General features: G+C 75.4%; 18 protein-coding genes. 8 read left to right on the forward strand and 10 right to left on the reverse strand.

Annotated features, from left to right (window positions below):
• Position 1 precedes the first annotated feature (1 nt).
• Positions 2-739: a TetR/AcrR family transcriptional regulator gene (locus tag BJP59_RS01555; protein ID WP_194522030.1), complete on the reverse strand. Its 738-nt coding sequence runs from the start codon at positions 737-739 to the stop codon at positions 2-4.
• A gap of 429 nt (positions 740-1,168) precedes the next feature.
• On the opposite strand from BJP59_RS01555, the gene BJP59_RS01560 reads away from it, so the two are divergent.
• Positions 1,169-2,008 (forward strand): phosphatase PAP2 family protein, encoded by an 840-nt coding sequence (locus BJP59_RS01560; protein ID WP_194522031.1) that lies wholly within the window; start codon positions 1,169-1,171, stop codon positions 2,006-2,008.
• A 155-nt stretch (positions 2,009-2,163) separates the two neighbouring features.
• Positions 2,164-4,941 carry a type I DNA topoisomerase gene (gene topA, locus BJP59_RS01565; RefSeq protein WP_194522032.1) on the forward strand — a complete coding sequence of 926 codons (2,778 nt, stop codon included), beginning with the start codon at positions 2,164-2,166 and terminating at the stop codon, positions 4,939-4,941.
• 152 nt (positions 4,942-5,093) lie between these two features.
• On the opposite strand, the gene BJP59_RS01570 is transcribed toward topA, so the two are convergent.
• From BJP59_RS01570 to BJP59_RS20260, 3 genes are all read right to left on the reverse strand, one after another.
• A complete protein-coding gene (locus BJP59_RS01570; RefSeq protein ID WP_043658558.1) occupies positions 5,094-6,239 on the reverse strand; it encodes a glycerol dehydrogenase in 1,146 nt (381 codons plus the stop codon).
• Between the two features lie 146 nt (positions 6,240-6,385).
• Complete coding sequence (locus BJP59_RS01575; RefSeq protein WP_194522033.1) at positions 6,386-7,123, reverse strand: hypothetical protein; 738 nt, start codon at positions 7,121-7,123, stop codon at positions 6,386-6,388.
• Complete coding sequence (locus BJP59_RS20260) at positions 7,123-7,620, reverse strand: helix-turn-helix transcriptional regulator (RefSeq protein ID WP_194522034.1); 498 nt, start codon at positions 7,618-7,620, stop codon at positions 7,123-7,125. The genes BJP59_RS01575 and BJP59_RS20260 overlap by 1 nt, the downstream gene beginning before the upstream one ends.
• Before the next feature lie 93 nt (positions 7,621-7,713).
• On the opposite strand from BJP59_RS20260, the gene BJP59_RS01585 reads away from it, so the two are divergent.
• Both BJP59_RS01585 and BJP59_RS01590 read left to right on the forward strand, forming a co-directional pair.
• On the forward strand, positions 7,714-8,220 hold the full coding sequence (locus BJP59_RS01585; RefSeq protein ID WP_194522035.1) for a MarR family winged helix-turn-helix transcriptional regulator: 507 nt from the start codon (positions 7,714-7,716) through the stop codon (positions 8,218-8,220).
• 1 nt (position 8,221) lies between these two features.
• Positions 8,222-9,505, forward strand: a complete 1,284-nt coding sequence (locus tag BJP59_RS01590; protein ID WP_194522036.1) for an MFS transporter — start codon at positions 8,222-8,224, stop codon at positions 9,503-9,505.
• Between the two features lie 65 nt (positions 9,506-9,570).
• Here the strand turns inward: BJP59_RS01590 and BJP59_RS01595 are convergent, their stop codons facing one another.
• Both BJP59_RS01595 and BJP59_RS01600 read right to left on the reverse strand, forming a co-directional pair.
• Positions 9,571-12,213: an ABC transporter permease gene (locus tag BJP59_RS01595; RefSeq protein ID WP_194522037.1), complete on the reverse strand. Its 2,643-nt coding sequence runs from the start codon at positions 12,211-12,213 to the stop codon at positions 9,571-9,573.
• Positions 12,210-12,995 (reverse strand): ABC transporter ATP-binding protein, encoded by a 786-nt coding sequence (locus BJP59_RS01600; protein WP_144681809.1) that lies wholly within the window; start codon positions 12,993-12,995, stop codon positions 12,210-12,212. The genes BJP59_RS01595 and BJP59_RS01600 overlap by 4 nt, the downstream gene beginning before the upstream one ends.
• A 126-nt stretch (positions 12,996-13,121) precedes the next feature.
• Here BJP59_RS01600 and BJP59_RS01605 point away from each other — a divergent pair, with 126 nt between their 5' ends.
• The gene (locus BJP59_RS01605; RefSeq protein ID WP_021482923.1) at positions 13,122-14,216 is read left to right on the forward strand and encodes a Gfo/Idh/MocA family protein; all 1,095 of its coding nucleotides are present in this window, start codon (positions 13,122-13,124) and stop codon (positions 14,214-14,216) included.
• Positions 14,217-14,237: 21 nt separating this feature from the next.
• On the opposite strand, the gene BJP59_RS01610 is transcribed toward BJP59_RS01605, so the two are convergent.
• Positions 14,238-14,447, reverse strand: a complete 210-nt coding sequence (locus BJP59_RS01610) for a hypothetical protein (RefSeq protein ID WP_021482922.1) — start codon at positions 14,445-14,447, stop codon at positions 14,238-14,240.
• A gap of 122 nt (positions 14,448-14,569) precedes the next feature.
• Here BJP59_RS01610 and BJP59_RS01615 point away from each other — a divergent pair, with 122 nt between their 5' ends.
• On the forward strand, positions 14,570-15,073 hold the full coding sequence (locus tag BJP59_RS01615; RefSeq protein WP_194522038.1) for a MarR family winged helix-turn-helix transcriptional regulator: 504 nt from the start codon (positions 14,570-14,572) through the stop codon (positions 15,071-15,073).
• 80 nt (positions 15,074-15,153) lie between these two features.
• Here BJP59_RS01615 and BJP59_RS01620 read toward each other — a convergent pair whose 3' ends face one another.
• Positions 15,154-15,882, reverse strand: a complete 729-nt coding sequence (locus BJP59_RS01620) for an HAD-IA family hydrolase (RefSeq protein ID WP_194522039.1) — start codon at positions 15,880-15,882, stop codon at positions 15,154-15,156.
• Positions 15,883-15,973: 91 nt separating this feature from the next.
• On the opposite strand from BJP59_RS01620, the gene tmk reads away from it, so the two are divergent.
• Both tmk and BJP59_RS01630 read left to right on the forward strand, forming a co-directional pair.
• On the forward strand, positions 15,974-16,738 hold the full coding sequence (gene tmk, locus BJP59_RS01625; protein WP_336244590.1) for a dTMP kinase: 765 nt from the start codon (positions 15,974-15,976) through the stop codon (positions 16,736-16,738).
• A complete protein-coding gene (locus tag BJP59_RS01630) occupies positions 16,735-17,871 on the forward strand; it encodes a DNA polymerase III subunit delta' (protein WP_137279680.1) in 1,137 nt (378 codons plus the stop codon). The genes tmk and BJP59_RS01630 overlap by 4 nt, the downstream gene beginning before the upstream one ends.
• 6 nt (positions 17,872-17,877) lie before the next feature.
• Here BJP59_RS01630 and BJP59_RS01635 read toward each other — a convergent pair whose 3' ends face one another.
• Together BJP59_RS01635 and BJP59_RS01640 are read right to left on the reverse strand one after the other, a co-directional pair.
• A complete protein-coding gene (locus BJP59_RS01635; protein ID WP_021483001.1) occupies positions 17,878-18,867 on the reverse strand; it encodes a TIGR03557 family F420-dependent LLM class oxidoreductase in 990 nt (329 codons plus the stop codon).
• A 70-nt stretch (positions 18,868-18,937) separates the two neighbouring features.
• Positions 18,938-19,318, reverse strand: a complete 381-nt coding sequence (locus BJP59_RS01640; RefSeq protein WP_051027601.1) for an SHOCT domain-containing protein — start codon at positions 19,316-19,318, stop codon at positions 18,938-18,940.
• Positions 19,319-19,378: the final 60 nt, after the last annotated feature.

Genomic DNA, 19,378 nt, shown 5'->3' on the forward strand with positions numbered 1-19,378 from the left:
GTCAGGCGAGCGGGCGGGGGCGGCGGGCGCCCGCCAGGGTCGCGGCGAGGACGGCCTCGATCGCGAACGCGGTCGCCTCCGCGAGGTCGACGGCGTCGGGGTCGAGGAGCCACTGGGTCTGGAGGCCGTCCATCGCGGCGATGATCGTCGAGGCGGCGAGGTCGAGCGCGCGGTCGTCCGGCACGGCCGCCGTCTCGTCGCCCGCGGCCCGCCGCTCCTCGACGACCTCGCGGAGCGCACCGGCGACGTCGGCGCGCAGCCCGGCGAAGCGCGCGGTCACCCACGCGCGGGCGGGATGGTCGTCCGTGACGGCCTCGCCGGCGAGGACCGTGTAGGTCTGCACGATCCCGGGGCGATCGGCGTTCGCGGCGGCGGTCGCGACGAGGTGTCGGAACAGGTCGAGCCCGCCCGGCATGTGCTGCCCCTCGAGGTGCGCGACGCCGTCGCGGTCGCGGGACGCCAGGACCTCGGTGAGCAGGCGTTCCTTGGACCCGAAGTGGTGCAGCACGCCGGCGTGCGTGATGCCCACCTGCTCGGCGACCTCCGCGAGCGACCCCTGGTGGTAGCCCCGCGACCCGAAGACGCGCATCGCCGCGCGCAGGATCTCCTCCCTCCGCTCGGCGGTCCCGGGGCGCGGGCGCCGGGGGCGCGGGCTCCGGGGGCGCGGGCTCCGGGGGGACGCGGAGTCGCTCGCGTCGGCGTCGCCGGGGGCGCTCGGCGCGGGGGAGGCGTCGGTCATGGCGTCACCCTACTGGCGGCCCGCGACGCCGTGCTCGGGCCCCTCGGCCCGGACGGGCGGGCCGTGCCCCGGACCGGTCCGGGGCAGCGCCCGGAGCTCTTCCCGTCGTCTTCCCCGAATGCGCACACGCGTCCTCTACGGTGGTGGGATGCCTTCCGACCACGCCCCGACCCGGCCGCTGCCGACCAGCGGCGGGGCGGGTACGCGGCCGCTCCCGGCGACGCAGCCGATGCCGCCCACGCCCGGACCGGCGGCCGCGCCGCCGCCCGCCGCAGTGCCCCCGCGGGTCCCGCCGCAGCGCCCTCCGCCGGGACCCCGTACCCGCCCGTCCCGCAGGCCGCCGCGGGCGGTCCCTCCGCCCCGGCGCCGCGCCGGGCGCCGCACGCGCACGCCGTCCCAGGTCCCGACGGACCGAGCACCGGCTCGCGCGTGGTCGCGGCCGTCGTCGCGCTGCTCGCGGTCGCGGGGGCGTGGCTCGTGTGGCGGTTCTTCGTCGACACGTTCGCCGGGCAGATGCTCGAGCGGGCCGCGTTCGACGGCGCCGTGACCGGCCAGGGAGAGCTCTGGGCGGTCGCCGAACCGGTTCTCGACACGGTCTCGGTCGCGTTCGTCGTGGGCGGCCTGGGCGCCGCGATGGGCATCGCGCTGCTGCGCCGTCGCTGGGGCCTCGCGGTCCAGGTCGCGTTCCTCGTCGTCGGCGCGAACGTCACGACGCAGCTCGTCAAGCACTCCCTCCTCGGCCGCGAGGAGCTCATCGGTGGCTGGCACTGGGAGAACTCGCTGCCCAGCGGCCACACCACCGTCGCAGGGTCGGTCGCCGCCGCGCTGCTGCTCGTCGTGCCGCGCGGGGCGCGGCCGCTCGTCGCCGTCCTCGGCGGCGCGTACACCGCGGCCACCGGGGTCTCGACCCTGGTCGGCCAGTGGCACCGCCCGAGCGACGTCGTCGCCGCCGTCCTCGTCGTCCTCGCGTGGGCCGCCCTCGTATGCGTCTTCACGCCGAGGTCGTCGCTCGACCCGGGCGCCGGGCCCACGCCCGGCTCCACCGTCACCGCGGTGCTCCTCCTGCTCGGCGCGGCCGCGGCGGGGGTCGCGGCGGCGCTCGCGCTGCGCGCGACGCCCGCGACCTGGGGCACGACGGCGGCCCAGGAGGTGACGGCCTACGCGGGCGGCGTCGCGGGCGTGCTGGCGGTGACGGCCGCGGCGTTCGCGGTGCTGCTCCTCGTCCGTCAGTCCACAGCCCGCCCCGACCCCCGTCCCGTTCGGGGGTAGGGTGCGTGCGGCTGGCGCGACGGGAGTAACGTCGTAGGCTGCCACGGCGGGCGACCGGACGGTCGTCCGGGTCGCCGGGGCCCCGGCGGGGCCCGCCGCCGTCGGGCAGGGAGCGCCCGCCACGGACACGTACGCACGGACGAAAGCAGGATCGGATGCCACGCAAGCTCGTGATCGTCGAGTCGCCCGCCAAGGCTCGCAAGATCCAGGGCTACCTCGGCGACGACTACGAGGTCGAGGCGAGCGTCGGGCACATCCGCGACCTGCCGCAGCCGTCCGAGCTGCCCGCGGACATGAAGAAGGGCCCGTACGGGAAGTTCGCGGTCGACGTCGACCACGGCTTCGACCCGTACTACGAGGTCTACGCGGACAAGAAGAAGAAGGTCGCCGAGCTCAAGCGCGCGCTCAAGGACGCCGACGAGCTCTACCTCGCGACCGATGAGGACCGCGAGGGCGAGGCCATCGCGTGGCACCTCCTCGAGGCGCTCAAGCCCAAGGTCCCGGTCAAGCGCATGGTCTTCCACGAGATCACGCGCGAGGCCATCCAGCGGGCGCTGCAGAACACGCGCGACCTCGACGAGCACCTCGTCGACGCGCAGGAGACGCGCCGCATCCTCGATCGCCTCTACGGCTACGAGGTCTCGCCCGTGCTGTGGCGCAAGATCGCCCAGGGGCTCTCGGCCGGCCGCGTGCAGTCGGTCGCGACGCGCCTCGTCGTCGAGCGCGAGCGCGAGCGCATGGCGTTCGTCCCCGCCGAGTACTGGGACGTCACGGGCACCTTCGAGCACGCCGACGCGTCGGCGCCGGACGCGGGCAAGGCGTTCGGCGCCCGGCTGGTGCAGCTCGGCGACGCGCGCGTCGCCTCGGGCCGCGACTTCGACGACCGCGGGCAGCTCAAGCCTGCGGCGGCGCGCGACGGCGTCGCGCACCTCGACGAGACGACGGCGCGCGCCGTCGTGACCGGCCTCGCGGACGCGGCGTTCGCGGTGCGCTCGCTCGAGACCAAGCCGTACACGCGCCGTCCCGCGGCGCCGTTCACGACGTCGACCCTCCAGCAGGAGGCGAGCCGCAAGCTGCGCATGTCGTCGCGCCAGGCCATGCGCACCGCGCAGTCGCTGTACGAGAACGGCTACATCACCTACATGCGTACGGACTCGCCGTCGCTGTCGGCGGAGGCCACGACGGCAGCCCGCCGCCAGGCGGCCGAGCTGTACGGCCCCGAGTTCGTCCCGGAGAAGCCGCGCGTCTACGCCGCGAAGAACCAGGGCGCGCAGGAGGCGCACGAGGCGATCCGCCCCGCGGGCGACTCGTTCCGCACGCCCGCGCAGGTCAAGCGCGAGCTGAGCGACGACCAGTTCAAGCTCTACGAGCTCGTGTGGAAGCGCACCGTCGCGTCGCAGATGGCGGACGCGAAGGGGTCGACGGCGTCCGTCCGCCTCGGCGCGACCCTCTCGGCCGCCGCGGGCGACGTCGCGGGCCGCGACGCGGTGTTCGCCGCGTCGGGCACCGTCATCACGTTCCGCGGCTTCCTCGCCGCGTACGAGGAGAGCTCGGACGTCGACCGCTACGCCGAGGACGCGCCCGTCGTCGGGGCCAAGGGCGGCGACGAGGCGCGCCTGCCGCAGATGAGCGAGGGCGACGCCCTGCGCGCCGACGACCTCACCGCCGACGGGCACTCCACGTCCGCGCCGCCCCGGTACACCGAGGCCAGCCTCGTCAAGGCGCTCGAGGAGCTCGGGATCGGGCGGCCGTCGACGTACGCCTCGACGATCTCGACGATCCAGGACCGCGGGTACGTGCTCTCGCGCGGGCAGGCGCTCGTGCCGAGCTGGCTCGCGTTCGCCGTCGTGCGGCTGCTCGAGGAGCACTTCGACCGGCTCGTCGACTACGACTTCACCGCGCGCATGGAGGCCGACCTCGACGAGATCGCCGCCGGTCGCCGCGACCGCGTCGCGTGGCTCACCGAGTTCTACTTCGGCGACGCCGCGAAGGGCGAGGACGCCGAGGGCCTGCGCGACCTCGTCGCGAACCTCGGCGACATCGACGCGCGCGGCATCAACTCGGTGCCGATCGGCGAGGGCATCCAGCTCCGCGTCGGGCGCTACGGGCCCTACGTGGAGGACCTCTCCGTCCCCGTCAAGGAGGGCGAGAACCCGCCGCGCGCGTCCGTGCCCGACGACGTCGCCCCCGACGAGCTGACGGTCGCCAAGGCGCGCGAGCTGCTCGCCGCGGGCGCCGACGACGGCAAGGTGCTCGGCACCGACCCGGTGTCCGGCAACGAGATCATCGCGAAGGCGGGCCGCTACGGCCCGTACGTCACCGAGGTGCTCGACCTCCCGCCGATCGACACCAGCCTCTCGGCCGCCGCGCAGAAGAAGGCGAAGGCCGCGCAGCCCAAGCCGCGCACGGCGTCGCTGCTCAAGACGCAGTCGCTCGACACGATCACGATCGACGACGCGCTGCGCCTGCTGTCGCTGCCGCGCGTCGTCGGGACGGACCCGGAGTCGGGCGAGGAGATCACGGCGCAGAACGGCCGCTACGGCCCCTACCTCAAGAAGGGCACCGACTCGCGGTCGCTGCCCGACGAGGAGTCGATGTTCACCGTCACCCTCGACGAGGCGCTCGAGCTGTACAAGCAGCCCAAGCGCGGGCGCGGCCAGCGTGCCGCGACGCCGCCGCTGCGCGAGCTCGGTGACGACCCGAACAGCGGCAAGCCGATCGTCGTCAAGGACGGCCGGTTCGGCGCGTACGTCACCGACGGCGAGACGAACCGCACCCTGCCCCGCGACGTCACGCCCGAGTCGATCACGCCCGAGCAGGCGATCGAGCTCCTCGCGGAGAAGCGCGCGCAGGGCCCGGCGAAGAAGCGCACCCCGGCCCGCAAGCCGGCCGCGAAGAAGACCCCGGCGAAGAAGACGGCCGCGAAGAAGTAGCCGCCGTCAGCCGTCGGTCGACCAGGTGATCGTGGTGCGTCCGGGCCGCCGGACGCGCCAGATCCACCTGGTCGAGGGGTCGGGACCGCCTGGTCGGCCCATCCCGGGCCGGGCCCCTCCGGCGACGGCGGGGCCCGGGCCGGTGGGAACGGTCAGTGCGCGGTGTGCTTGACCGGCTCGGGGAGGCCCGCCTCGGCGCGGACGCGGCGGGAGAAGCCCTCGATCGAGCGCAGGGCGTCGACGAGCTCGGGAACGCGCACGGGGAACGGCATGGCGTGGATCGTCTCGCCCTCCGCGGTGGCGGCCTCCGCGACGCGCGTGAGGTCGTGCACGTCGTCGGCGGTCAGGCCGATCTCGGTGAGCGTGTTCGGCAGGCCGACGCGCGTCGTGAAGCGCACGAACTCCTCGATCTCCTCGGTCGGCGCGCCCTCCAGGACGAGCTGCGTCACGGAGCCGATGTTCACCTTCTGGCCGTGCGTGAGGCCGTGCGTCTGGGGCGCGGCGGTGAGGCCGTTGTGGATCGCGTGCGCGGCGGCGAGGCCGCCGGACTCGAAGCCCAGCCCGGACAGGAGCGTGTTCGCCTCGACGACCTTCTCGACCGCGGGCGTCACGAGGTGGTCCTTCACCGCGTCGATCGCGGGCAGCGCGTTCTCCCAGAGGATGTCCCACGAGAGCTGCGCGAGCGCCGTGCCCGTGACGAGGGGGAGGCCGCCGGCCATGGTCGACGCGTTCGCCTCGGCGACGGCGCGCGCCTCGATCCACGTCGCGAGCGCGTCGCCGACGCCGGCGACGAGGAACTTCACGGGCGCGTTCGCGACGAGGCCCGTGTCGACGAGCACGAGGTCCGGGTTGTGCGGGAAGAACCGGTACTCCTCGAACGCGCCGTCCTCGGTGTAGATGACGGACAGGGCGGAGCACGGGGCGTCGGTGGACGCGACGGTCGGCACGGACACCCAGCGGATGCCGCGCAGGTGGCCCGCGGCCTTCACCGCGTCGATGGTCGAGCCGCCGCCGATGCCGACGATCACGTCGGCGCCGAGCTCGTCGATCTCGCGCGCGAGCCGGTCGACCTCCGCGGCGGTGGCGTAGGTGCCGAACCCGGTGCGGTGGCGGGGGAGGTCCTGCTCCTGGAAGGACACGGCGACCGTGTCCTGGACGATGCCCCACACGACGTCGTCGGCGACGAGCAGCGGCTTCGTGCCGATCGGTCGGACGAACTCGCCGAGCCGCGTGAGCGCACCGCGGGCCTGGACGTAGCGCAGCGGGCTGATGAGCGTGCGGACGGGAACCTCGGACATCGTGGCCTCCTGTGGAGTCGGTGGGTCGCCGTCGGGCGCGCCGCAGCCGTGCGAGGCCGGTGCCCGCCGGCCATCCCCACCGTGTCACGCGTCCCCGGGGACCACCACCGGGACGACGGGTCGCGTGACCTAGGTCCCCTCCGGGCTCAGCGGACGAGCACCGTGATCGTCCCGAGCACCACCATCACGGCGGGCAGGAGCAGCACGCCCCAGCGCCCCGTGCGGTCGGTGCGGGCGTGCGGCGCGTCGTCGAGCGGGTCGACGACGGGGTCGCCCGAGCCCTGCTCGCGCAGGCCCCAGACGGTCCCCACGACGAGCGCGACGGCGGCCGCGACCAGGACCGGGACCGCAGGGAGGCTCGCGACCGGGGCGCGCAGCGTGACCGCGACGGCCACGAGGGCAGCCGTCACGACCATGTTCCCGAGGACGGTCAGCACGGGGTGGGCGAGCGCGGCGCGCAGCACGCGGTCGCCGGCGCGCCACAGCCCGACGAAGCCCGCGAGCGCGGCGACGAGGACGAGCAGCATCCCGACCGGGACCACGAGGGCGCCGCCGTCGAGCGCGGGCCGCAGCGACCACAGCACGCCGAGCATCCCGACCGTCTGCACGGCGGAGGCGGCGACCGTCCGCCCGATCGAGGAGCTCGACTGCGCGGGGTCCTCGGGCAGGTCGAGCGAGCGCGCGTACGCCACAGGGTCGCCGAACGCCTCCTGCGCGGTCTCGCCGGAGTCGACGACGTGCGCGTCCACCTCGGCGAGCACCGCGCCGATGCGCGCCCCGGCGACGCCCTGGAGCCGCAGCTCCAGCAGGAGCGCCTCGGCCCAGCGCGGGTCGACGTGCGGCGCGTGACGGCGCTCGATCGTGTAGCGGGTCGTGTCGCTCATCAGGGAGTCCTTGTCGGGGTGGGGTCGGGAGGGGGTGCGTCGGCCGGGATCGCGCCCGGCTCGTGGACCGGTGCGGTTCCCGGGTCGGGGTCCGGGCGCGCGCCGGCATGCGGGTCGAGGTCCGCGGCCGGGCGCGGGCGGTCCGGCGAGGGCGCGCCGGACGCGCCCGCGACGAGGGTGGTCGCCGCCGTCGTCACGGCGTCCCAGCGGGAGGTCGCGTCGGCGAGCGCGACGCGACCCTGGTCCGTGACGGCGTAGTACCGACGGCTCGGCCCGCGCTCGCCCTGGTGCCAGGAGGTCGTGACGAGGCCGTCGTCCTCCAGCCGCTGCAGCAGCGGGTAGAGCGTGCCGCCCTTCACGGTGCCGAGGCCCGCGTCGGCGAGCGACCGCGTGATCGCGTAGCCGTAGGTGGGGCCGTGGGTCGCGACGACCGCGAGCACGCACAGCGGCAGCACGCCGCGCAGGAGCTCGCGGTCGAGCCGCTCGTCGAACTTCATGGGCTAGACAGTACGGCTATCTAGTTAGGGAGGCAATCTAGTCGTTCCCGGGCAGGCAACCCACGATCGCATGAGTGCTGTTATAACAGTGCTATGACTTCTCCGGACCCGACCACCGGCCCCGGCCGGTGGGACTCCCTGCACGCGGTGCTCCGACGCCTCGACGACGAGATCGAGACCGTCTACGCGGACCGCGGGATCGTGGGGGTGCGCCCGCGGTTCGTCTACCCGCTCATCCGGCTCGCGCACACGGGCCCCCTGACCATCCGGGAGCTCGCGGCCTCGCTCGGGCGCACGCACTCGGCGATGAGCCAGACGGTCACCGCCATGCGGCGCGAGGGCCTCGTCGAGACCGCGCCGGGCGCGGACGCCCGTACGCGCCGCGTCGCGCTCACGGCGCGGTCGCGCGAGCTCGTCCCGCTCCTCGAGGCGGAGTGGCGGGCGACCGAGGAGTCCGTCGCCGAGATCGACGACGAGCTGCCGCACGCACTGAGCGCGGTCGTCGTCGAGCTGGAGCGCGTGCTCGCCCGTCGCTCGCTGCGCGAGCGGCTCGTCGAGCGCCTCGACGCGGCCGGGCACCCGGCGCCGCGGGAGCGCTGAGGTGCGCGACCACGTCCTCGACCTGCGGCCGCTGCGCGCGAGCCGCGCGTACCGCGACCTGTGGGCCGGGTCCGCCGTGGGCGGCCTCGGGTTCCAGATCGCGAACGTCGCGGTGCTGCTCCAGGTCTGGGAGCTCACCCGCAGCCCGCTGTGGACGGGCACGATCGGCCTGGCCACGGCGGTCCCGCTCCTGACGCTCGGCCTGGTGGGCGGGCACCTCGCCGACGTCCACGACCGCCGCACCCTCATGCGCCTCGCCGCGGTCGGACAGGTGCTCTCCGCTGCTGGTCTCGCCGCGCAGGCGCTCGCGGGGAACCGGTCGGTGTGGCTCCTGCTCGGGCTCGTCGCCGCCGGCGCGGCGTGCAACGCGCTCGGCTCGCCGGCGCGCCGGACCGTGCCGCCCCGGCTGCTGCCGCCCGACCAGGTCGCCGCGGGCCTCGCGCTGCAGAACCTCGCGTTCCAGGTGGCCATGCTGGTCGGGCCCGCGCTCGCCGGCCTGGTCCTGGCGCGCTGGGACCTGCCCGCGGCGTACGGCCTCCAGGCGGTGGCCGCCGTCGTCGCGCTGCTCGGGCTCGTGCGCCTCCCGCCCCTGCCCCCGCTCCCCGTCGGTCCCTCGGCCACGACGGGCCCGGCCGCCGCGCCGCCCGGGCCCGCGCCGCGCCGTCGGGCGGCTGCGGGTGGGTGGTCGATCGTGTGGCGCAAGCCGACGCTGCGCGGCGCGTTCGCGACGGACGTCGCGGCCACCGTGCTCGCCATGCCGATCTCGCTCTTCCCGCTCGTCAACGAGATCCGGTTCGACGGCGACCCCCGCACCCTCGGCCTGTTCCTCTCGGCGGTCGCGGTGGGAGGGATCGGCGCGGGCCTGCTCTCCGGGGCCGTGACGCGGGCGACGCGCTCGGGCGCGCTGCAGCTCGCCGCGGCGGCGACGTGGGGCGTCGCGCTCGCCGGGTTCGGTCTCGCGGGACCGCTGTGGCTCGCGCTCGCGTGCCTGGCGATCGCCGGCGCGGCGGACACGGTGTCGGTCGTGACGCGTGGCGCGCTGGTGCAGCTCGAGACGCCCGACGAGTTCCGGGGCCGCGTGTCCTCGGTCGAGCACGTGGTGGGCGTCGCCGGCCCGGAGGTCGGGAACTTCCGCGGGGGAGTGCTCGCGTCGCTGACGTCCGCGCCCGTCGCGCTGGTGGCGGGCGGGCTGGTGGCGAGCGCCGTCGTCGGGCTCGTCGCGTGGCGCAACGCCCCGCTGCGCCGCTACCGCACCCCGGCACCGGACCCCCTCCCCGTCCCGTGAGTGCGGGAGACAGTCGCGCTTGGGCCTCCCGACGCGACGAGCTCACGCACTCAGCGGAAGAAGGGTCAGTCGACGGTCACCGCGTCGAGGACCGGGAGGCGGGCGGCGCGGATCGCGGGCCAGACGCTCGCGACGAGCCCGATGACGACGGCGACGCCGAGGATCGCGAGCACCTGGCCCCACGGCACGGCGAGCGTGCTCAGCCCCTCGTCGGCGAGCACGCCCGGGAGGGCGGCGCCGATGCCGATGCCCGTCGCGACGCCGAGCACCGTCCCGTAGACGGCGGTGAGCACCGACTCGATCGCGATGACCCCCGCGAGCTGGAGACGGCCCAGCCCGACGGCGCGCAGCAGCCCGATCTCGCGCGTGCGCTCGATGATCGACAGCGCGAGCGTGTTGACGATGCCGAGCAGCGCGATGACGATCGACAGCGCGAGCAGGGCGTAGAGGATGACGAGCACCTGGTTCACCTGGTCGGCGAACGCGGACGCGGTCTGCTCCCGGTCGAGCACCGTGACGACGAGGAACGGCTCGACCGCCGACCCCAGGGCGGTGCGCAGCTCCTCGACGTCGGCGGGGCTCGCGCCGTCGGCCGCCGACACGTAGACGATCCGCACGCTCGCCTGGGCGGCCGGTACGACGGCGTCGAACACGTCGTCGCGCACCAGGACGCCGGTCCCCACGAGCTGGCTGTCGATCACCGCGCCCACGCGCGCCTCGACGGCGGCGTCGCCCTCGCCGAGCCGCAGCGTGTCGCCCACCTCCCAGCCGCGCTCGCGCGCGGTGCGCCGGTGCACGACGACGTCCCCGTCCTCGAGCGTGGCCGTCGGGTCCCCGGCGAGCGTCACGGGTTCGAGCGCGGTGTCGAAGAACCCGGCGGGCACGCCCGCGACGTCGGTCCCGCGCGCGCCGTCGTCCGTGCCGGAGCCGCCGCCGACCGTGGCGACCGGCGCCGACCCGAGCCGCACCGTGTCCACGGCGGCGGCGCCCGGCGTCGCGGTCACGGCCTCGACCGCGCCCTCGGGCACGACGAGCGTCGCGGAGTCGACCACGAGGTCGGCCCGCACCTCGTTCTCGACGATGCTCCGCACCGACGCCTGGGTCGAGGCGGCGATGACGCCCGTGACCGACACGAGCGCCATGCCGATGAGCAGGGCTCCCGCGGTGCTCGCGGTGCGGCGGGGGTTGCGCGTGACGTTGCCGCGCGCGAGGCGGCCGAGCGGTCGCAGCGCGACGACGAGCGGCCACGCGAGGACCGCGAGCACGCCGCGCGCGACGGCCGGCGACCCGACGAGCACCCCCACGAGCACCAGCCCGGCCCCGACGCCGAGGAGCAGCCGGGGGCTCAGGTCGTCGACCCAGGCCCAGCCGGTCGGCGCGTCCACGACGGAGGACCCCAGGTACGCGGCGAGCCACAGCACACCGGCGCCCGCCGCGACGACGACCACCCCGCCCACCGCCCGCAGCCCGGTGCCGCGGTCGGGCGCGACGTCGTCGCGCATCGCCTGCACGGGCGGGATCGCGGCGGCCCGGCGCGCGGGCAGCACGGCCGCGAGGACGCTGACGACGGCCCCGAGCGCGACGGCGGCCACGACCTGCGAGGTCCCGAGCGGGACCCGGCCGGAGAACTCGAAGCCGGCGAGCGCGAGCCCCCACCGGATGACCCGCACGAGGCCGGCCCCCGCGAGCACGCCGAACCCGCCACCCACGAGCCCGACGACGAGCGCCTGGACGAGGACCGACGCGAACACCTGGCCCGGCGACGCGCCGAGCGCGCGCAGGAGAGCGAGCTCGCGCAGGCGCTCGCGCACCGACATCGCGAACGTGTTCGCGATGATGAACGCGCCGACGAACAGCGCGATGGCGGCGAACACGAGCAGGAAGGTCTCGACGAACCCGAGCACCTCCTCGACCGCCTCGCTCGCCTCGGCGCGCGCCTGCTCGCCCGTGACGGCCTCCGCACCGGACGGCAGGACCGACGCGACGCGGTCCGCGAGCGCGTCCTCGTCCACCGGTCCGCCCGCGTCCGCCCAGACCGCGATCTGGGGCACCAGCCCGTCGGGCGCGTAGACCTCGCGCGCGGTGTCGCCGTCGATCCCGACGAGGACCGCGCCCGCGGCGGCGGCCTCGATGCCGAACACGCCGGACACGGTCACGGGGCGCGGCTCCCCGCCCAGCACGACCGTGGTCTCGTCGCCCGTGGCGAGGTCCGCGGTCTCGGCCGCGCTCTGCTCCAGCACGATCTCGTTCGGGCCGGGCCACGCGCCGTCGAGCAGCGTGAGGCTCGGGTCCTCCGGGTCGACGGAGAACGCCGTGCTCGGCGGGCCCGTGGTCACGACGGCGGTGCCGTCGGCCGCGACGAGCACGACGGGTCCGGACACGTCCGCCACGGCCCGCTCGACGCCGTCGACCCCCTCGACCTCCGTCGTGAGGTCCGCCGGGACGAGCGTGCGGTCGCCCGCGAACCCGCCCCCGCCGGCGGCGCCGCCGCCACCGGGCCCGGACGCGTCGCTCTCGACCTCCTGCGCGCCACGCACGTAGACGTCGGCCGTGAGCGTCGTCGCGATGATGTCGTCGAAGGTGGAGGAGAGCATGCCGCGGAACGCGAACGTGCCCACGACGAAGGCGACGCCGAGCGTCACGGCGAGCACCGACAGGACGAACCGCACGACGTGCGCGCGCACGCCCCGCAGCGCGACGCGGATCATGCGCCGGCGTCCGCGGCGAGCGCGAGCGCGTCGAGGATGTCCTGCTGCGTGGGGTCGTGCAGCTCGCCCGCGAGGCGACCGTCCGCGAGGAAGACGACGCGGTGCGCGTACGACGCCGCGCGCGGGTCGTGCGTGACCATGACGACCGTCTGGTCGAGCTCGTCGACGGAGCGGCGCAGGAACGTGAGCACCTCGCCCGCGGAGCGCGAGTCGAGGTTGCCGGTCGGCTCGTCGGCGAACACGATCGAGGGCCGCGACACGAGCGCCCGCGCGCACGCGACGCGCTGCTGCTGCCCGCCGGACAGCTCGGAGGGGCGGTGGTGGAGGCGGTCGGTGAGCCCGACGGCGGTCGTCACCTCGTCGAACCAGTCGCGGTCCACGCGGGTGCGCGCGATGTCGAGGGGGAGCGTGATGTTCTCCGCGGCCGTGAGCGTCGGGACGAGGTTGTACGCCTGGAAGACGAACCCGACGCGCGTGCGGCGCAGCGCCGTGAGCCGCCGCTGCGACATGCGGCTGATCTCCTGCCCGTCGATCACGACGCTGCCGGACGTCGGGGAGTCCAGGCCGGCGAGGCAGTGCATGAGCGTCGATTTGCCGGAGCCGGACGGCCCCATGATCGCCGTGAGGCGGCCGCGCGCGAAGTCGACGTCGACGCCGTCGAGCGCGCGGACGGCCGTCGGGCCGGATCCGTAGACCTTGACGAGGTCGCGCGCGCTCGCCCGTGCCTCGGGCTCGGGTCCGGCGTCGGTCGGCGTGCCGGTCCGGGGCGCGGGGGTCGTCATGCCCCCATCGTGACGTGCCGCGCGGCGGCGCGCACCACCCGTGCGGGGGAGGGTGGCTCGCGCGCCCGACGCGCGGCCTGTGGACGAGCGGCGGCAAGGCCCGCGCAGGGCGATAGCGTGGGCCGCATGAGCACCGTCGCCCCGCCGCCCGCCGCGCACCCCGACGAGACCCCGGCCGCCTCCGGCGTCCACCCGTTCCCCGACCTGTCCGCCGAGGTGACGGGCACGGTCCCCGATCCGCGCAGCGCGCCCCCGATCCGCTGGGGCATCCTCGGCGCGGGCGGCATCGCGTCGTCGTTCGCGGAGGCGGTGCGCCTGCACACGCAGGGTCGCGTCGCCTCGGTGGGCTCGCGCGACCGCGTGCGCGCCGAGCGCTTCGCGACCGCGCACGGCGTCCCCACGACGCACCACGGCTACGACGAGCTCGTCGAGGACCCGCAGGTGGACGTCGTGTACGTCGCGACGCCGCACTCGCACCACCACGAGCACGCCCTGCTCGCGATCCGCGCGGGCAAGCACGTCCTCGTCGAGAAGGCGTTCACGCGCAACGAGGCCGAGGCGGTCGAGGTGCTCGACGCCGCGCGCGAGGCGGGCGTGTTCGTCATGGAGGCCATGTGGACGCGGTTCCTGCCGCACGTCGCCGCGCTGCGCGGCGTGATCGCGCGCGGCGAGATCGGTGACGTCGTGAACCTCAGCGCGGACCACGGCCAGTGGTTCCCGTTCGACCCCGAGCACCGGCTCTACGCGCCGGAGCTGGCGGGCGGCGCGCTGCTCGACCTGGGCGTCTACCCGGTGTCGTTCGCGCACGACCTGCTGGGCGCGCCGTCGACCGTGACGGCCGTCGGGGCGCTCACGGAGACGGGCGTGGACGGGCAGGTGAGCATCGTGCTCGGCTACGGCGACACGCAGGCGACGCTCTCGACCACGCTGTGGTCGCGCACCGCGAACACGGCGGTGATCTCGGGCACGGCGGGCCGCATCGAGGTCGAGGGCACGTTCTACGCGCCGACGTCGTTCCGGGTCGTCCGGCACGACGGCGCGTCCTGGTACTACGACGGCTTCTCCGGTGAGGGCAAGCAGTACCAGGCCGCCGAGGTCGCGCGCCGCGTCGCCGCGGGCGAGACGCAGAGCCCGCGCATGTCGTGGGACTCGACGCTCGAGGTCATGCGCACGCTCGACGAGGTGCGCCGCCAGGTCGGGGTCGTCTACCCCGGGGAGTGACGCCCGCGGGCGGGCGTCGCGTCAGTCGGTGTGCTCGACGACGTAGCTGCGGCCGTCGGGGCCGGTGACCCGCTCGAAGCGGGTGCGCAGCTCCTGGTCGCGCTCGCGTTCGGCGTCGGACACGCCGCGGCCGTCGGCCTCCTGCCGCCCCAGCTGTGCCGGGCCGAAGATCGGCAGGAAGCCCTCGGTGATGCGCATGCCGAGCGTGCGCTTGTCGTTCTTGCGCGCCACGGTGTCCTCCGCTGGTGTCGCGTCGCCGGCCCGGGGGCCGGTGGCTGGTGCTCGTCCGCTGATGGTTGGTGCACCAATGATTGGCGTACCAAGAATAGCGCGATCCTCGGTAGCATGGCGCCATGACGAGCGAGGAGAACGGCGGGGCGTCCGCACCGGGCGCGGCGACGTTGTTCGCGGATCCGCTCGCGCTCGAGGCGCAGGTGTGCTTCGCGCTCTCGGCGGGCGCGCGCGGCATGGTCGCCCTGTACCGGCCGCTGCTCGAGCCCCTGGGCATCACCCACCCGCAGTACCTCGTGCTGCTCGCGCTGTGGCAGGACGACGCGGCGGGCACGACGTCGACCGTCGGCGACCTCGCGGCGCGGCTGCACCTCGACGCCGGGACGCTCTCGCCGCTCCTCAAAAGGCTCGAGACCCTCGGCTACGTGCGCCGGTCCCGTTCGCCCGACGACGGCCGCCAGGTCCGCGTGACGCTCACGCCCGAGGGACGGGCGCGGCGTCGTGACGCGGAGCGCATCCCGCCCGCGATCGTCGCCGCCACGGGCCTCACCCTCGACGAGCTGGCGGAGATCCACGCCGCCGCGTCGAAGGTCGTCGCGGCCGCCCAACGCGCCGGGGTCTACTGACCGACGGCAGCCCGCCGAGCATGCGGTTCTAGCCCGTCCGGGGACGAAGACGGGAGACGACCGCATGGTCGGCGGGGTGATCAGGCGTCCGTGATCCGGATGCCGTCCGGGCCTGCGGCGAAGCGCACCGCCGCCAGACCCGCCGCCAGCGCGTCGGGTGCAGGGGACGCGGACGCGAGCTCGTCGGCCGTGTGCGTGCCCGTCACGACGAGCACGGCGCACCCTGCGGCGCGGGCCGACGCGACCCCGGCCGGGGCGTCCTCGACGACGAGGCACCGCGCCGGGTCCACGCCCAGGCGCTCCGCGCCGAGGAGGAACGGGTCCGGGTCGGGCTTGCCGTGGGCGACGTCGTCCGCGGTGACGACCACCGACGGCGCGACGAGGCCCGACGCGGCCATGCGCGCCGCCGCGAGGGGGCGGGTGCACGACGTGACGATCGCCTGCCGCTCCGGGGGCAGGGTGGCGAGCGCGTCGCGCGTCCCCGGCAGGATCGTCACGCCCTCGTTGTCCTCGAGCTCCAGCTCGTGGATGCGGTCGTACGCGGGCTCGACCTGGTCGGCCGGCAGGAGCGTCGCAATGAGCGTGCGCGCGGGGGTGCCGTGCTGGATCTGGAAGTCCTCGGCGTCGGGCAGCCCGTGCTCCGCGGCCCAGCGACGCCAGTTCCGGTCCACCGCCGGGACCGAGTCGATGAGGGTGCCGTCCATGTCGAACAGCACGGCGTCGAACGTCCGCCCGGCGAACGCGACGCCGGGGGTGGGCAGAGGAGCGGGCGCAGGGTCCGTCGCGGGGGCGGTCACGGGATCGGGCATGGCCCGAGGCTATCCCGCGCGTCCGGCGCCCGCGGCTGTCCCGCACCCGGGGGACCGGCCCGTGTCCGACGTCGCGACTAGGGTGGTCGCCGTGAGCGCACCCGGGTACTTCATCTCCTTCGAGGGCGGCGACGGCGTCGGCAAGTCGACGCAGGCACGCCTGCTCGGGCAGTGGCTCGGCGAGCTCACGGGTCGCGAGGTCGTGCTGACGCGCGAGCCGGGCGGCACGGAGCTCGGCAAGGAGCTGCGCGCCGCGGTGCTCCACGGGCAGGACATGGACCCCCGCACGGAGGCGCTCATCTACGCCGCGGACCGCGCGCACCACGTCGCGAGCCTCGTGCGCCCCGCGCTCGAGCGCGGGGCGATCGTCGTCACGGACCGCTACCTCGACTCGTCGGTCGCCTACCAGGCGGGCGGGCGCGAGCTCGGCGCGGACGAGGTCGAGCTCATCTCGCGCTGGGCCGTGCAGGACCTCCTGCCGGACGTGACGATCCTGCTCGACCTCGACCCGACGGTCGCCGCCGGGCGCATCCGCCGCCAGCACGACCGCCTCGAGCGCGCGGGCGCGGAGTTCCACCGCCGCACGCGCGAGGCGTTCCTCACGCGCGCGGCGTCGGACCCGGACCGCTGGGTCGTGCTCGACGCCGCAGGCTCGGTCGACGACCTCCAGGCGCAGATCCGGGTCGACGTCGCCGCGCGGCTCGAGCTCACGCCCGTCGTCGAGGAGGCCGAGGACACGGTCGCCGCGCTGCCCGACGACGGCTTCGACGACACGGACAGCGCGATCGGCTACGCGCCGGGCACGGACCTCCTGCCGGGCGCCCCGGCGCGGCCCGCCGGGGACGCGCGCGCATGAGCGTCTGGGACGACGTCGTCGGGCAGGAGCAGGCCGTCGCGACGCTCCGCGCCGCGGCCACCGACCCGGCCGCGATGACCCACGCGTGGCTGCTCACCGGCCCGCCCGGGTCCGGCCGCTCGAACGCCGCGCGCGCGTTCGCGGCAGCGCTCCAGTGCGAGCAGGGCGGCTGCGGGCGCTGCCAGGCGTGCCGCACGACGCTCGCCGGGACGCACCCGGACGTGACGCTCGTCGCGACCGAGCTCGTGACCATCAAGATCGACGACGTGCGCGACCTGGTGACGGTCGCGAGCCGCAGCCCGTCGCAGGGCAGGCGCCGGGTCATCGTCGTCGAGGACGCCGACCGCATGGCGGAGCGCACCACGAACGTCCTCCTCAAGGCGATCGAGGAGCCCGCCCCGCACACCGTGTGGATCCTCTGCGCGCCCAGCCCGCAGGACGTGCTCGTGACGATCCGCTCGCGGTGCCGCGGGGTCGTGCTGCGGGTGCCGCCGGTCGAGGCCGTCGCGGGCCTGCTCGTGCAGCGCGACGGCGTCGACGAGCACGTCGCCCTCGTCGCGGCGCGCGCGGCCCAGAGCCACATCGGCCTCGCCCGGCGCCTCGCGCGGGACGCGGGGGCGCGCGAGCGCCGCACGTCCGTGCTGTCGCTCGCCCGGCGGGTCCGCGGGGTGGGCGACGCCGTGCTCGCCGCGGGAGAGCTCGTGGACCTCGCGCAGGCCGAGGCGAAGGCGGCGACGGAGGAGCGCGACGCCGCGGAGAAGGCCGAGCTCCTGCGTGCGCTCGGCGTCGCGGACGGCGAGACGCTCCCGCCCCGGCTGCGCTCCCAGCTCCGCGACCTCGAGGCCGACCAGAAGCGGCGCGCGACGCGCCACCAGCGCGACGTGCTCGACCGCGCGATGGTCGACCTGCTCTCGCTGTACCGCGACGTGCTCGTGGTGCAGCTCGGGGCGCAGGTCGAGCTCGTCAACACCGAGCTCGCCGAGACGGTGCGCGCGCTCGCGCAGGACTCGACGCCCGAGCAGACGGTGCGGCGCATGGACGCGATCGGCGTCGCGCGCGAGCGGCTCGAGGGCAACGTCGCGCCGCTGCTCGCGGTGGAGGCGATGGTCGTCGCGCTGCGCCCCCAGGGCTGACTGCCGCTAGCTCGACGGCGCCGCCGCGCGGAGCTTCTCCAGGAGCGGCCCGGCCGCGGTCTCGAGGAACTCGCGCTGCCCGACCTCGCCCACCTGGACGAGCGCGAGGTCGGTGAACCCCGCTTCCCACCACGCGGACGCCGCCTCGACGACCGCGTCCAGGTCGGGACCGCACGGGATGGACGCGGCCACGTCCTCGGGCCGCACGAACGCCGTCGCCGCCTCGAACGCCTCGGTCGTCGGCAGGTCCGCGTTGACGCGCCAGCCGCCGCCGAACCACCGGAACTGCTCGTGCGCGCGCGCCACGGCGGTCTCCTCGTCCGGGTCCCAGCAGATCGGCATCTGCCCGACGACGCGCGACGGCGCGAGCTCGGCGCGCTCGCGGACGGAGGACCACCGCTGCACGACGCCGGCCTCGGGCTCGGTCGTGACGAGGTGGTCGGCCAGCGGGGCGAACCGCTCGATCGACTGCGGCCCGGAGACGGCCACGCCGATCTCGACGGTCTCGTCGGGCAGGTCCCAGAGCTTGGCGGAGTCGACGCGATAGTGGACGCCGTCGAACGTGAGGCGCTCGCCGTCGAGCAGCGAGCGGATGATCTCCACCGCCTCCTCGAGCATGTCGTGCCGCTCGCCGACGGCGGGCCAGCGCTCGCCCGCCACGTGCTCGTTGAGGTTCTCCCCGGCGCCGAGCCCGAGGGTGAAGCGGTCGTCGGACAGGAGCGCCACGGTCGCGGCCTTCTGCGCCACGACCGCGGGGTGGTAGCGCAGGAGGGGGCAGGTCACGTACGTCATGAGGCCGACGCGCTCGGTCGCCTGGGCGACCGCCCCGAGCACGGACCACGCGTACGGGGCGTGGCCCTGGGCGTCGAGCCAGGGGAAGTAGTGGTCGCTCATCACCTCGAAGTCGAAGCCGACGCGCTCCGCGTCGACCGCGTGCTCCACGAGCGCACGAGGGCCGGACTGCTCGGTCATGAGGGTGTAGCCGAAGCGGGTCATGTCTCGATCGTGGGACGGGCCGGGCGCACCCGCACGCGGGTACGCCCGGCCCGGGGGAGGGAGGGGACGGTCAGGCGAGCGCCTTCGCCTTGAGCTGCGCGAACTCCTCGGGGGTGATGGCGCCCGAGTCGAGGAGCGACTTGGCGTGGGAGATCTGCTCGGCCGGCGACGTCGTCGCGACCTGGCGGATGTAGGCGTCCGTGTCGTGCTTCGCCTGGACGACGGCCGCGGCCTGCCGCTCCGCCATGCCGCGCCCGCGCGCGATGAGGTAGACGAGCGACGTCAGCACGGGCAGGAAGATGAGGAAGATGATCCAGACCGCCTTCCACCACCCGGAGAGCTCTCGGTCACGGAACAGGTCCGCGATGATCTGGAAGAGCACGATGAGGTACGCGATGAAGAAGAAGCTCCACACGAGGAGCCAGAAGAAGTCCCAGAAGTCCACGGTCACGCCCTTTCTCGACGGGTCCCGCGACGCGACGGCCTGCTGCCCCGCGCCATCAGGGCGAAC

The organism is Cellulosimicrobium sp. JZ28 (assembly GCF_015327065.1).
Lineage (GTDB): Bacteria > Actinomycetota > Actinomycetes > Actinomycetales > Cellulomonadaceae > Cellulosimicrobium > Cellulosimicrobium funkei.